The following is a 14,048-nucleotide window of genomic DNA, read 5'->3' on the forward strand; positions in this document are numbered from 1 at the left end:
GCCCTGCTCGCGGATGAAGGAGGCGATGTGGCTCATGGCGTCCTCACTGCGCGTGGTTCAGCGCCAGGTCGAAGGCGTCGAAGTTGCGCCAGCGCCGCTGCGGGTCCAGCCCCGGAATCCTGCGGTTGACGATCAGCGGCACCTTCTGCTCGCTGATGCCGCCGTGCGAACGCAGCGGCGCGTCCAGCCCGGAGAGGTCGTGCCGCTCGCGCGAGGTGCCGATCACGGTGAAGCGTTCGGACACGCAGACCAGGTCGCCGATGCGGTCCGGCGGCAGTTCGAAGCGGCGCGCGGCGGCTTCGCGGTCCAGCACCACTTCCATGCCGCGCAGATGCTGCAGCTGGGACACGAACTGCGCCGTGGGCGTGCCGGCCGGCAGGTACACGGTGGCATAGGAGCCGAGCGCGCCGTGGTGCACCACGTAGGGATCGGTGATCGGCAGGATCACGCGCGCCTTGCCCGGCCCGATGGCGCGGTCGAACCAGTCCTGCAGGTAGATCACGTCCGGCTGGCCGTCCATGCCGACTTTCGCGTTCATGCCGTGGTCGGCGGTGACGGCGATGACGCAGCCCAGCGCATCGAGCTGGCCCAGGTAGCGGTCCATCATCGCGTAGAAGGCGTTCGCGCCCTCGGTGCCCGGCGCGTGCTTGTGCTGCACGTAGTCGGTGGTGGACAGGTACATGACGTCGGGCCGGTGCTTCTTCATCAGCTGCACGCCGGCGGCGAACACGAATTCGGAGAGTGCGGCGCTGTATACGTCGGGTACCGGCATGCCGACCAGTTCCGGCACGCCGGTGATGCCGTGCTCCTGCTGCGTCGCCTGGTCCGCCTTCTCCGAGGAAAAGCAGGTGCCCTGCATGCCGTGCCCGAGCAGGCGGCGCAGCTTGTCCTTGGCGGTGACGACCGCCACCTGGTGCCCGCCGTCCGCCAGCGCCGCCAGCAGCGAAGGCGCGCGCAGCCACTTCGGGTCGTTCATCATCACTTCGGTGCCGCTGGCCGTGTCGTACAGGTAGTTGCCGCAGATGCCGTGCACGCTGGGCGGCGCGCCGGTGACGATGGACAGGTTGTTCGGGTTGGTGAAGGTGGGGACCACGCAGTCGGCGACGATGCCGGTGCCTTCGGCCAGCGTGCGCTTGAGCCACGGCATGTGGCCGGTGGCGACGGCCTGCGCCAGGTAGTCCGGCTCGCAGCCGTCCACGCAGACGACCACGGTCGGCTGCTTGGGCGCGCGGTAGCTGCGCTGGTTGACGGTGAGCATGGCGCCTCCTCTTCTCCTGCTTCAGTCCCGCGCGCGGCGGCGCAGGTCGTTGGCGATCGTGCGTTGCTTGCTGTCCATCACGTGCTGGAACATCGCGTGGCCGGCGGCGTCCGCGTCGCCCGAGGCGATGGCCTTGACGATGGCGCGGTGCTCGCCCGCCGAGACCGGCAGCAGCCAGTTGTCCGCCAGGTTCAGCCGGCGGAACAGCGACAGCTCTTTGATCAGCTTGCGGTAGATCGCGGTGAGCTTGCGGTTGCCGGCCATTTCCACCAGCCGGTCGTGGAAGCGCAGGTTCAGCAGGTGGTACGCGTGGCTGTCCTGCGCCTTGACCGCCTTCTCCATCGCGTCGACCAGGCCCTTGACTTCCTTGAGCTGCGCCGGCGTGATGTGCACCGCCAGCTGCCGGCCCACGAGTTCGTCCATCGCGGCACGCAGGTCGAAGATCTCCACCGCCTCGTCGATCGGGATGTCGCGCACGAACACGCCGCGGTTCTTTTCGGTGCGCACCAGGCCGGCTTCCTCCAGCACGCGGAAGGCCTCGCGCACCGGGCCGCGCGACACGCCCATGCGGGTGGCCAGCGTCGCTTCGATCAGCTTGCTGCCCGGCGCGTACTCGCCGGCCAGGATGGCGCGTTCCACTTCCTGCTGCACCACATTGGCGAGCGAACTGCTCTGGAGCAGTGCGATCGTCGGGTGCGGGACGGCCGTCATGGCGCGCATCAGACCACCCGCCTTTTGGATTGTCAACAATCTGCAAAAAACAATTGACAAGCTACGGGGCTCGTTCTCCAATGCCCCGGAGCAAAACGCGGCGATGCCAGGGGAGACGCACGTCCATCGCGCGGTCCGGATCCGTCAGCTACGACTTTTCATCCAGAGGAGTTCTTCATGCCCGCATCCCGCCGTTCCGCCGTGCGGATCGCCCTCGCGCTCGCGGCCTCCACCCTGTTCGCCGGCGCCGCCTTCGCGCAGAAGACGCAGCTGCTGGTGTACACCGCGCTGGAGACCGACCAGCTCAAGGCCTACCAGGAAGGCTTCAACAAGGTCCACCCCGACATCGACCTGAAGTGGGTGCGCGATTCCACCGGCGTGATCACGGCCAAGCTGCTCGCCGAGAAGGCGAACCCGCAGGCGGACGTGGTGATGGGCGTCGCGGCATCGAGCCTCGCTCTGCTGGACAGGCAGGGCATGCTGGAGCCCTATGCGCCGCTGAACCTCGACGCGATCATGAGCCAGTACCGCGACAAGAAGAAGGTGCCGGCCTGGTTCGGGATGGACGTGTGGGGCGCCACCGTCTGCTTCAACACCGTGGAAGCGCAGAAGAAAGGCATCCCGAAGCCGGAGACCTGGCGCGACCTCACCAAGCCGGTCTACAAGGGGCAGGTCGTGATGCCCAACCCGGCGTCCTCGGGCACCGGCTTCTTCGACGTCACCGCCTGGCTGTCGCTCTGGGGGACGACGCCGGCAAGGGCAACGGCTGGAAGTACATGGACGCGCTGCACGAGAACATCGCGCAGTACACGCACTCCGGCTCCAAGCCCTGCAACATGGCGGCCGCCGGCGAGTACGTGGTGGGCATCTCCTTCGAGTACCGCGGCAACACCAACAAGGCCAAGGGCGCGCCGATCGACCTGGTGTTCCCCAAGGAAGGCCTGGGCTGGGACCTGGAAGCCTTCGCCATCATGAAGGGAACCAGGAAGCTGGACGCGGCGAAGAAGCTGGCCGACTGGGCTTCCAGCAAGGACGCGATGCTGCTGTACGGCAAGAACTTCGCCATCACCGCGCAGCCGGGCGTGGCCGCGCCGCTGGCCAACGTGCCCAGGGACTACGAGGCGCGGCTGGTGAAGATGGATTTCGGCTGGGCCGCGGAGAACCGCGAGCGCATCCTCACCGAGTGGAAGAAGCGCTACGACGGCAAGACCGAGAAACGCTGAAGCCCGCAAGGACGCGCCGGTGGCCCAGGAACCGTTCCTCGAACTGCGCCACATCCGCAAGGACTTCGGCGCCTTCAGCGCGCTGGCCGACATCAGCCTGGGCATCGCGCGCGGCGAGTTCGTCTGCTTCCTCGGCCCCTCCGGCTGCGGCAAGACGACCTTGCTGCGCATCGTCGCCGGCCTGGAGGTGCAGTCGGCCGGCGAGGTCTGGCAGGCCGGGCGCGACATCTCGCGCCTGCCGCCGGCGCAGCGTGACTACGGCATCGTCTTCCAGAGCTACGCGCTGTTCCCCAACCTCTCGGTCGCCGACAACGTCGCCTACGGGCTGGTGAACCGCAAGGCGGCCCGCGCACAGCTGACGCAGCGGGTCACCGAACTGCTCAAGCTGGTGGGCCTGCCGGGGACGGAACGCAAGTTCCCGGCCCAGCTCTCCGGCGGGCAGCAGCAGCGCATCGCGCTGGCGCGGGCGCTCGCCACCTCGCCCGGACTGCTGCTGCTCGACGAGCCGCTGTCGGCGCTCGACGCGCTGGAGCGGGTGCGCCTGCGGCAGGAGATCCGCGCGCTGCAGCAGAAGCTGGGCGTGACCACCATCATGGTCACGCACGACCAGGAGGAAGCGCTGTCCGTGGCCGACCGCATCGTGGTGATGAACCAGGGCGCGATCGAGCAGGTCGGCACGCCGATCGACATCTACCGCGAGCCGGCCGCCCTTCGTGGCGGACTTCGTCGGCAAGGCCAACGTGCTGCCCGGCAAGGTGCGCGGCGGCCAGCTCGAATTCGGTACGCTGCGCGTGCCCTACCACGGGCAGGACCGCGATGCGCGCATCTACCTGCGGCCGGAGGACGTGCTGGCGCGGCCGATCGCGCCGGGCGACCCGCACGTGTTCGACGCCAGCATCGAGAAGATCGAATTCCTCGGTTCCTACTGCCACGTGCACGTCGCGGCACCGGCGCTGCAGCCGAACAAGCTGACCGTGTACCTCTCGCTCAACTACCTGTCGGAAGCCTCGCTCGCGGTCGGCTCGCCGCTGCGGTTGAAGCTGCTGCCGGAACGCCTGAAGGTCTTCTAGCCTTCCATGGCCGCGGTCCTGCCCGTCCCCGAAGCCGCGCCGGTGCGCCAGTCCGCGCACTGGAGCGACCGGCTCGCGCACCTGGCGCTGCTGCTGGTGGCGCTGGTGCTGCTGGCCTTCCTGGCCGTGCCGCTGGCGACCATCCTGGTGGAGGCCGTGCAGGGCAGCGACGGCCGCTTCGTCGGCCTGGCCAACTTCGTCGCCTACGCCCAGTCGCCCGCGCTGCTGCAAAGCCTGTGGAACAGCGTCTGGGTGTCGTTCGCGGTCACGGTGGTCACGCTGCCGCTGGCCTTCGGCTTCGCCTACGCGCTCACGCGTTCCTGCATGCCGCTGAAACCGCTGTTCCGCGGCATCACGCTGATCCCGCTGCTGGCGCCCTCGCTGCTGTCGGCGATCTCCTGATCTACTGGTTCGGCAACCAGGGCGTGCTCAAGTCCTGGCTGCAGCACCTGGGCATCGCCGAGATCTACGGCGCGCCCGGCATCGTCATCGGCGAATGCTTCGCCGTGTTCCCGCACGCGCTGATGATCCTGGTCACCGCGCTGTCGCTGGCCGACGCACGACTGTACGAGGCGGCCGATGCGATGGGCACCACGCGCGCCCGCAAGTTCTTCACCATCACGCTGCCGGGCGCGAAGTACGGCCTGATCTCGGCGGCGCTGGTGACCTTCACGCTGGTGATCACCGACTTCGGCATCCCCAAGGTGATCGGCGGCAACTTCAACGTGCTGGCCACCGATGTCTTCAAGCTGGTGATCGGGCAGCAGGACTTCGCCAAGGGGGCGGTGGTCGCGATCGTGCTGCTCGCGCCGGCGGTGTTCACCTTCGGCGTGGACCATTACGTCAGCCGCAAGCAGACGGCGATGCTCACGGCGCGTGCGGTGCCGTATGCGCCCAAGCGCGCGCCGGTATTCGACGCCGCCATGACGCTCTATTGCGTGCTGATCGCCTTCCTGGTGCTCGCGATGCTGGGCATGGCGGTGTTCGCCTCCTTCGCCACCCTGTGGCCCTACAACCTGGCGCCCAGCCTCAAGCACTACACGCTGGGCCTGGTGGACGCGGAAGTCGGCGTCGCCTTCGTCAACAGCCTGAAGATGGCCGCGGGCACCGCGCTGTTCGGCACGCTGCTGGTGTTCTGCGGCGCCTACCTGCTGGAGAAGACGCCGGGCGGCCAGGCCGTGGAGCGCGGCCCGGTGGCCTGGGCGCGCACGCTGGTGCGGGCGCTGGCCATGCTGCCCATGGCGGTGCCCGGGCTGGTGCTCGGCCTGGGCTACATCTTCTTCTTCAACGCGCCCGCCAACCCGCTGGGCGCGCTGTACCACACGGTCACGCTGCTGACGCTTTGCACCATCGTGCACTTCTACACCACCGGCCACCTGACGGCGGTGACGGCGCTGAAGGCGCTGGACGACGAGTTCGAGGCGGTGAGCGCATCGCTCAAGGTGCCCTTCTTCAAGACCTTCTGGCGGGTCACGGTGCCGATCTGCACGCCGGCGCTGGTGGACATCGCCCGCTACTTCTTCGTCAACGCCATGACCACGATCTCGGCGGTGGTCTTCCTGTACTCGCCGGAAAGCAAGGTGGCCTCCATCGCCATCCTGAACCTCGACGAGGCGGGCGAGATGGGCGCCGCGGCGGCCATGGCGGTGATGATCGCCGCCGCCTCGGCGCTGGCCACGCTGGCCTTCATGGGCCTGGCGTGGTGGATCCACCGCCGCACACAGGCGTGGCGAACGCTGTCAAGATAGGAGACGACCCATGGACCGAGAACGCATCCTCCTCACCCCCGGCCCGCTCACCACCACGCTGCGGACCAAGCTCGCCATGCTGCGCGACTGGGGCTCGTGGGATGGCGATTTCAATGTGGTCACGGCCCGCGTACGGAAGAGCTTGCTCAAGGTCATCCACGGCGAGGATTCGCACGTGGTCGTGCCCCTGCAGGGCAGCGGCACCTTCAGCGTGGAGGCGGCCGTGGCCACCCTCGTGCCGCGCGACGGCCACGTGCTGGTGCTCGACAACGGCGCCTACTGCAAGCGTGCCGCCAAGCTCACCGGCCTGATGGGGCGCGAATGCACCGTGCTGGCCTTCGACGAGTCGCAGCCGGTGGACGCCAAGGCCCTGGACGCGCAGCTGGCCGCCGACGCCGGCATCACCCACGTCGTGCTGGTGCACTGCGAGACCGGCGCCGGCGTGCTGAACCCGCTGCAGGAAGTGGCGCAGGTCTGCGAGCGCCGCGGCAAGGGCCTGATCGTCGACGCCATGAGTTCCTTCGGCGCACTGCCGATCGACGCGCGCGAGGTCCGCTTCGACGCGCTGGTGGCCGCCAGCGGCAAGTGCCTGGAAGGCGTGCCCGGCATGGGCTTCGTGTTCCTGCGCAAGGCCATCGTGGAAGGCTGCGCCGGCAACAGCCAGTCGCTGGCCATGGACCTGCACGACCAGCACGTGTACATGGAAAGGACCGGCCAGTGGCGCTTCACGCCGCCCACCCACGTGGTGGTGGCGCTGGCCGAGGCGATCGCGCAGTTCGAGGAGGAGGGCGGCCAGCCGGCCCGGCTGGCGCGCTACACCGGCAACTACCGCACGCTGATCGACGGCATGTCGCGGCTGGGCTTCATGCCCTTCCTCGACCCGCGGGTGCAGGCGCCGATCATCGTGACCTTCCACGCGCCCGGCGATGCGCGCTACGACTTCAAGACCTTCTACGGCTTCGCGCGCGAGCACGGCTTCATCCTCTACCCCGGCAAGCTCACGCAGGTCGAGACCTTCCGGGTCGGCTGCATAGGCGCGATCGGCCGCCACGAGATCGAGCAGGCCGTGCACGCGGTGGAACTCGCATTGCAGGACATGGGCATCGCCTCGGGAGAGCCCGCGATCTAGACACCAGGGAGAACGACGACGTGGCCAGCCAGAACAACCATCCCGCCCTCGACAAGCTGCGCAAGACCAATGCCACCAAGGTGAAGGTGGCGGTGAGCGACATCGACGGCATCCTGCGGGGCAAGTACCTCCACATCGACAAGTTCCTGGGCGCCGCGGACAGCGGCTTCGGCTTCTGCGACGTGGTGCTGGGCTGGGACGCGCACGACGTCACCTACGACAACACCACGGTCACCGGCTGGCAGCACGGCTTCCCCGACGCGCTGGCGCAGCTGGACCTGGGCACCGCGCGCAACGTGCCCTGGGACGGCAACGTGCCCTTCTTCCTGGGCGAGTTCGTCAACCCGGACCGCACGCCGCACCCGCTGTGCCCGCGACAGACGCTCAAGCGCGTGCTGGCGCGCGCGGAGAAGCTCGGCTTCCAGGTGATGACCGGCATGGAGTTCGAGTGGTTCAACTTCCGCGAGACCACGCACACCTGGGCCGCCAAGAACGGCCAGCCGCCGGAACCGATCACGCCCGGCATGTTCGGCTACTCGCTGCTGCGCATGGCCGACAACCCCGGCTTCTTCAACGCGCTGATGGACGAGATGCTCGCCTTCAACGTGCCGATCGAGGGACTGCACACGGAGACGGGCCCGGGCGTGTACGAAGCGGCGATCGGTTTCTCCACCGCGCTGGAGCAGGCCGACCGCGCCATCCTGTTCAAGACCGGCGCGCGCGAGATCGGCAAGCGCTTCGGCATCATGCCGACCTTCATGGCCAAGTGGAGCCAGAAGTACCCCGGCTGCAGCGGCCACATCCACCAGAGCCTGTCGGACGGCAAGACCAACCTGTTCTACGACGAGAAGGCGCCGCGCAGGATGTCGGGCCTGTTCGAGAGCTACCTCGCCGGGCAGGTCGCCTGCATGATGGAATTCGGGCCCATGATCTGGCCGACCATCAACAGCTACAAGCGCCTGGTCGACGGTTTCTGGGCGCCGGTGAAGCCGACCTGGGGCATGGACAACCGGACGGCCAGCTTCCGCGTGCTGGCCGGCTCGCCCAAGGCGACGCGGCTGGAGACGCGCTGCCCGGGCTCCGACGTGAACCCCTACCTGGCGATGGCGGCGGTGATCGCCGCCGGCATGCACGGCGTGGAGAAGGGCCTGAAGCTCACCACGCCGCCCATCACCGGCACCAACCAGGGCGGCGAGAACGTGCCGCGCGCACCGCGCACGCTGATCGAGACCACGCGCATCTTCAAGGAGTCGCAGATCGCGCGTGACTGGCTGGGCGACACCTTCGTCGAGCACTACTCCGCCACCCGCGACTGGGAGTGGCGGCAGTGGCAGGACGGCGTGACCGACTGGGAATTGAAACGCTACTTCGAGATCATCTGATGATCGTGCGCATGCTGGGCCCCGCCGACGCCACGCTGTACCGCAGCCTGCGGCTGCGGGCGCTGCGCGAGCACCCGGACGCCTTCACCTCCAGCTACGCGGAAGACCGCGAGCAGCCGGTGGAGGCGGCGGCGCAGCGCCTGGCCGCGCACCCCTTCTGGGGCGCCTACCGCCACGCGGAGCTGTACGGCTTCGTCGGGCTGGAGCGCGAGCTGCGCGCCAAGAACCGCCACAAGGCGACCGTCATGGGCATGTACGTCGCGCCGGAAGCCGCGGGGCAGGGCGTCGCCCGTGCGCTGCTCGCCGCGCTGGTCGCGCACGCCCGCGCCAACGGCGTCGAATCGCTGCTGCTGACCGTCACCGAAGGCAACGACCGCGCGCGCCGGCTGTACGAGGCGGCGGGCTTCCGCAGCTTCGGCGTCGAGCCCGACGCCATCCGCGTGGCCGGCCAGCGCTACGCCAAGAACCACATGCACCTGGATTTGAGCCGAGCACCATGAGCCTCTCCAACTTTTCCTTCCCGACCGCCATCCAGTTCGGCCCGGGCGCCCGCAAGGAGGTGCAGCAGCACCTGCAGGAGCAGGGCCTGAAGCGCCCGCTGATCGTCACCGACAAGGCGCTTGCCGCGCTGCCGGTGCTGGCCGAGTTCCAGTCGCACCTGCTCGAACTCGACGTCGCGGTGTTCGGCGGCGTGTTCGGCAACCCGACGGCCAGCCAGGTGATGGCCGGTGCGCAGGCCTACCGGCAGTACCGCGCCGACTGCGTCATCGGCTTCGGCGGCGGCGCCGCGCTCGACGTCGCCAAGGTGGTCGGCATCGCGGCCACGCACGAAGGCGACATCATCGAGTACGCGTGGGACCACCCGCAGGTGCGTGCCATAGCCCGCGAATTGCCCTACTTCGTCGCCCTGCCCACGACGGCGGGCACCGGTTCGGAGGTGGGCCGCTCCTCGGTGATCAGCGAGGACGACACGCACCTCAAGCGCGTGGTCTTCAGCCCCAAGATCCTGGCCCGCAAGGTGTTCGCCGACCCGGAGCTGACGCTGGCGCTGCCGCCGCACGTGACCGCCGCCACCGGCATGGACGCGCTCACGCACAACGTGGAGAGCTACCTCTCGCCCGCCTACCACCCGCTGTGCGACGGCATCGCGCTGGAGGGCGCGCGCATCGCCGCCCGCTCGCTGGTGCGCGCGGTGAAGGTGCCGGGCGACATCGCGGCCCGCAGCGACATGATGATGAGTTCCATGATGGGCGCGATCGCCTTCCAGAAGGACCTGGGCGCGGTGCACTCCTGCGCCCATGCGCTTGGTGCGGTGTGCGACCTGCACCACGGGTTGGCCAATGCGCTGATGATCGAGCCGGTGCTGGCCTGGAACATCGAGGCCGCGCCCGACAAGTTCGAGGAGCTGGCGCACGCCTGCCGCACGGGCGGCGGCGGGCCCGGCTTCGTGCGCTGGCTGGGCCACCTGAAGCAGCAGATCGGCATCACCGGCACGCTGTCCGCCCACGGGGTGAAGAAGGAGCACATCCCCAGGCTGGTGGACATCGCGGTGAAGGACATCTGCCACCAGACCAACCCGCGGCCGGTGACGGCGCAGGATTTCGAGCGGCTGTTCGCCGCCGCGTTGTGAGGCCGCCATGGACCGCCTGAAGATCGGCATCAGCGCCTGCTTCTTCCACCCGGACGGGGAACGCAAGGCCGCGCCTTCCAAGACCCTGCTGTGGATCGAGCAGTCCACCGCGCACTGGGTGATGTCCGAGGGGGCGCTGCCGGTGATGATTCCCTCGCTCAACGGCAAGACCTTCCGCGGCGAGGTGAGCGCCGCCGACTACGCGCAGGCGCTCGACGGCCTGGTGATGCACGGCGGCGCCGACGTCTGGCCCGGCACCTATGGCGAAAAGCCTTTGCGTCCGGAATGGCACGGCGACCGCGTGCGCGACGAGTACGAGGTCGCGCTGGTGAAGGCCTTCTCCGCCGCCGGCAAGCCGGTGTTCGGCATCTGCCGCGGCCTGCAGCTGATCAACGTGGCCTACGGCGGCACCCTCTACCAGGACATCACGACGCAGAAGCCAGGCGCGCTGGTGCACCGCGACGCCGCGATGTACGACCTGAACTTCCACGACGTGGACATCCTCGCGGACAGCCGCCTGGCGCAGCTGCTGCCGCGTGGCCGCCACAAGATCAACAGCGTGCACCACCAGGGCATCAAGGACGTGGCGCCCGGCTTCGTGGTGGAGGCGCTGTCGCCCGAAGACGGCGTGGTCGAAGCCATCCGCCACACGGGCGGCCCCTGGATCGCCGCCGTCCAGTGGCATCCCGAATTCCACCGGCCCGAACTGGGCGTGATCGACGATACGCCGCTGCTGCGCGCGACTTCCTGCAGGCCGCGCGCGAAGCCCGCAAGCCATGAGCACACTCCCCATCCACGACCCGGCGACGGGCGAACTGATCACCACCCTGCCCGCCGACGACGCGGCTTCGGTCGCGCGCAAGGCGCAGGCCGCGCGCGCGGCGCAGCCCTCCTGGGCCGCTCGCCCGCCGGCGGAACGCAGGCGCTGCATCGAGGGCTTCCGCGCCGGGGTCGTGCGCGACCTGGAGCAGCTCGCGCGCGTGATGACGCGCGAGACCGGCAAGCCGATCAAGATGTCGCGCAACGAGCTCAATGGCCTGCTGCCGCGCATCGACTTCTTCCTGGCCGAAGCGGAGAAGGCGACCGCCGCCGAAACCCTGTTCGACGAAGGCGGCATGCGCGAGCAGATCGGGCACGAGCCGCTCGGCGTGGTGGCCAACATCTCGGCCTGGAACTACCCCTGGTTCGTCGGCTGCAACGTGATCCTGCCGGCGCTGCTCACCGGCAACGCCGTCCTCTACAAGCCTCCGAATACGCGGCGATGACCGGGCTGGAGATCACGCGCCTGCTGCACGAAGCGGGCGTGCCGCGCGAGGTGATGGCCTGCCTGGTGGGCGCCGGCGAGGTGGGCACGGCGCTGCTCGCGCAAGCGGTGGACGGCGTCTTCTTCACCGGCTCGCACGCCACCGGCCAGCGCATCGCCGAGGCGGTCGGCAAGCGCTTCGTCAAGCTGCAGCTGGAGCTCGGTGGCAAGGACCCGACCTACGTGTGCGAGGACGCGGACCCCAAGGCCGCCGCCGAGTCGCTGGCCGACGGCGCCATGTACAACACCGGGCAGAGCTGCTGCTCGGTGGAGCGCATCTACGTGCACGAGAAGATCCACGATGCCTTCGTCGCCCACTTCGTGCAGACCGTGCGCGGCTACAAGATGGGCGACCCGATGAGCGAGGACACCTACATCGGCGCGATCACGCGCGCGCCGCAGCTCGAGGTGCTGGACCGGCAGGTGGCCGACGCGCAGCGCAAGGGCGCCGCCGACCTGCTGCTGGGCGGCCGCAAGGGCCAGGGGCCCGGCAACTGGTACGAGCCCACGGTGCTGGTGAACGTGAACCACGAGATGGAGGTCATGCGCGAGGAGAGCTTCGGCCCGGTGGTCGGCATCCAGAAGGTGCGCGACGACCACGAGGCGCTGGAGCTGATGAACGACACGCGCTACGGCCTGACGGCGGGGGTCTTCACGCCCGACGAGGAACGCGCGCGCAGCATCCTGGCCCACGTGCGCGCGGGCACCGTGTACTGGAACTGCTGCGACCGGGTCAGCCCGCGCCTGCCCTGGAGCGGCGTGGGCGACTCCGGCGTGGGCCTCACGCTGTCCACCTACGGCATCCAGACCTTCACCCGGCCCAAGGCCTGGCACCTGCGCAAGGCGTGAAACCGCGCCTGGCCCTGTTCGACCTGGACCACACGCTGCTGCACGGCGACAGCGACGGGCTCTGGTGCGGCTTCCTGATGGACGAGGGCGTGCTGGAGCGGGCCGCCTTCGCCGCGCGCAACGCGGACATGGAAGCGCAGTACCAGGCCGGCACGGTCGATGCAGTGGCCTTCGCCAATTTCTACGTGAGCACCCTGGCGGGGCGCACGCCCGCGCAATGGGAGCCGCTGCGCCGGCGCTTCCTGCACGAAGTGGTGGCGCCGCGCATCCCGCGCGATGCGCTGGCGCTGGTGCGCGGGCACCTGGAGGCGCAGGACCTGGTGGTGCTGACCACGGCGACCAACCGCTTCATCACCGAACTGACGGCGGCGCACTTCGGCATCCCGCACCTGCTGGCGACCGAGCCGGAACTGCAGGACGGCGTCTTCACAGGGCGCGCCACGGGAACGCTCAACATGCGCGAAGGCAAGGTGGCGCGCCTGCACGCCTTCCTGGCGCAGCGCGGGCTGCAGCTGGCCGGCCTGCACAGCACCGCCTACAGCGATTCGCGCAACGACCTGCCGCTGCTGCAGGCAGTGGATGTCGCCGTGGCCGTGCATCCCGATGCGACGCTGGCCGCCATCGCCGCCGAGCGCGGCTGGAAAGTCCTGCACCTGGCGTAGGCTGGCGGTGAGCGCCAGCGAACCCCAGCGCCCCCTTCACACCCAGCTGCCTTCCCGCAACTCCCGCGTCAGCCACGCCGCATAGATCGGCGCCGCCACCAGTCCCGCCACCCCGAACGCCGCCTCCAGCACCAGCATGGCCGCCAGCATCCCGTAGGTCGGCACGTTGGTCCGCCCGCCGACGATGCGGGCGTTGAGGAAGTACTCCAGCTTGTGGATCACGACCAGGAAGCCGAGCGAGGCGATGCCCAGCCACACCGACACCGTCAGCGCCGCGATCGTGATCGCCGCGTTCGACAGCAGGTTGCCGATGATGGGCACCAGGCTGGCGAAGAAGGTGAAGCCCACCAGCGTGGGCGCCAGCGGCACGCGGTAGCCCAGCGCGGGCAGAACCACCAGCAGGTAGATGCCGGTGAGGATCGCGTTGATCAGAGAGATGCGCAGCTGCGCCGAGAACACGTCGCCGAAGGCATTGGCCAGCTGCAGCATGCGCGCCTGCGCCAGCAGGATCAGCGGCCGGCGCGGCGGTGCCTGTTCGTCCGGGCGCGACGCGGCGGCCATCAGCCCGATCGCCAGGCCGATGATGATGTGCACCAGGACCTTCAGCGCCTCGGCACCCCAGCGCTGCATCTCGCCCGCGTGCTCGCGCAGCCAGCGGCTCACGCCGTGCTGCACGGCGTCGGCCGATTCGGGCAGGCGCGAGACGACCCAGGCCGGCGCGGTCGCGCGCAGCTGGTCGAGCGTGTCCGCCACCAGCTGCATCAGTCGCCCGAGCCCGCCGGACTTGAACAGCAGCTCGAAGGCGGCGAGCAAGGCGAGCAGCAGGACCACGACGGCGCCGAACACGATCAGCCAGCGCACGGCGCGGATGCGCCAGGAGCCGTGCTCCGGGCCGGTGAAGGTGCGCACGCGGCGGTACAGCACGTAGCCCGTGAGCCCGGCGAACAGCGCCGACAGCAGGTGCAGCCACAGCAGCGCGAGCAGCACGCCCGCGGCCACCAGAACGCTGCGCAGCCGCAGCACTTCGACCGTGAGCAGGAGGTCTTGTTCGGGGCTGGAGCGCATGCGACCTATTGTGCCTGC

8 protein-coding genes and 5 pseudogenes are annotated in these 14,048 nt (G+C 69.2%); 10 read left to right on the forward strand and 3 right to left on the reverse strand.

Annotated elements, in window-relative coordinates; genetic code table 11:
• Window positions 1–43: 43 nt before the first annotated feature.
• Window positions 44–1,258, reverse strand: a complete 1,215-nt coding sequence (phnA, locus tag HK415_RS19255) for a phosphonoacetate hydrolase (protein ID WP_171562071.1) — start codon at window positions 1,256–1,258, stop codon at window positions 44–46.
• 21 nt (window positions 1,259–1,279) lie between these two features.
• Entirely contained in the window at window positions 1,280–1,969 is a 690-nt protein-coding gene (locus HK415_RS19260; protein WP_253261956.1) for a phosphonate utilization associated transcriptional regulator, read from the reverse strand.
• A 177-nt stretch (window positions 1,970–2,146) separates the two neighbouring features.
• Between HK415_RS19260 and HK415_RS19265 the strand changes: the two are divergent.
• From HK415_RS19265 to HK415_RS19305, 10 genes and pseudogenes are all read left to right on the forward strand, one after another.
• A pseudogene (locus HK415_RS19265) lies at window positions 2,147–3,192 on the forward strand (putative 2-aminoethylphosphonate ABC transporter substrate-binding protein).
• A gap of 19 nt (window positions 3,193–3,211) precedes the next feature.
• Window positions 3,212–4,262: pseudogene (locus HK415_RS19270) on the forward strand (putative 2-aminoethylphosphonate ABC transporter ATP-binding protein).
• A 6-nt stretch (window positions 4,263–4,268) separates the two neighbouring features.
• Window positions 4,269–6,010 (forward strand): annotated as a pseudogene (locus HK415_RS19275) (putative 2-aminoethylphosphonate ABC transporter permease subunit).
• 10 nt (window positions 6,011–6,020) lie between these two features.
• Window positions 6,021–7,139 (forward strand): 2-aminoethylphosphonate--pyruvate transaminase, encoded by a 1,119-nt coding sequence (locus tag HK415_RS19280; RefSeq protein WP_171562075.1) that lies wholly within the window; start codon window positions 6,021–6,023, stop codon window positions 7,137–7,139.
• 20 nt (window positions 7,140–7,159) lie between these two features.
• Window positions 7,160–8,521, forward strand: a complete 1,362-nt coding sequence (locus HK415_RS19285) for a glutamine synthetase family protein (protein ID WP_171562077.1) — start codon at window positions 7,160–7,162, stop codon at window positions 8,519–8,521.
• Complete coding sequence (locus HK415_RS19290) at window positions 8,521–9,021, forward strand: GNAT family N-acetyltransferase (RefSeq protein WP_171562079.1); 501 nt, start codon at window positions 8,521–8,523, stop codon at window positions 9,019–9,021. The genes HK415_RS19285 and HK415_RS19290 overlap by 1 nt, the downstream gene beginning before the upstream one ends.
• The gene (locus HK415_RS19295) at window positions 9,018–10,151 is read left to right on the forward strand and encodes an iron-containing alcohol dehydrogenase (protein WP_171562081.1); all 1,134 of its coding nucleotides are present in this window, start codon (window positions 9,018–9,020) and stop codon (window positions 10,149–10,151) included. The genes HK415_RS19290 and HK415_RS19295 overlap by 4 nt, the downstream gene beginning before the upstream one ends.
• Window positions 10,152–10,158: 7 nt before the next feature.
• Window positions 10,159–10,788: pseudogene (locus HK415_RS25535) on the forward strand (gamma-glutamyl-gamma-aminobutyrate hydrolase family protein); the annotation flags it as partial.
• A gap of 139 nt (window positions 10,789–10,927) precedes the next feature.
• Window positions 10,928–12,303: pseudogene (locus HK415_RS25540) on the forward strand (aldehyde dehydrogenase family protein).
• Complete coding sequence (locus HK415_RS19305; RefSeq protein WP_171562085.1) at window positions 12,300–12,965, forward strand: HAD family hydrolase; 666 nt, start codon at window positions 12,300–12,302, stop codon at window positions 12,963–12,965. Before HK415_RS25540 ends, HK415_RS19305 begins: the two are co-directional and overlap by 4 nt.
• Before the next feature lie 36 nt (window positions 12,966–13,001).
• Here HK415_RS19305 and HK415_RS19310 read toward each other — a convergent pair whose 3' ends face one another.
• Entirely contained in the window at window positions 13,002–14,030 is a 1,029-nt protein-coding gene (locus HK415_RS19310; RefSeq protein ID WP_171562086.1) for an AI-2E family transporter, read from the reverse strand.
• Between the last annotated feature and the right edge of the window lie 18 nt (window positions 14,031–14,048).

Source organism: Ramlibacter montanisoli (genome assembly GCF_013087525.1).
Lineage (GTDB): Bacteria > Pseudomonadota > Gammaproteobacteria > Burkholderiales > Burkholderiaceae_C > Ramlibacter > Ramlibacter montanisoli.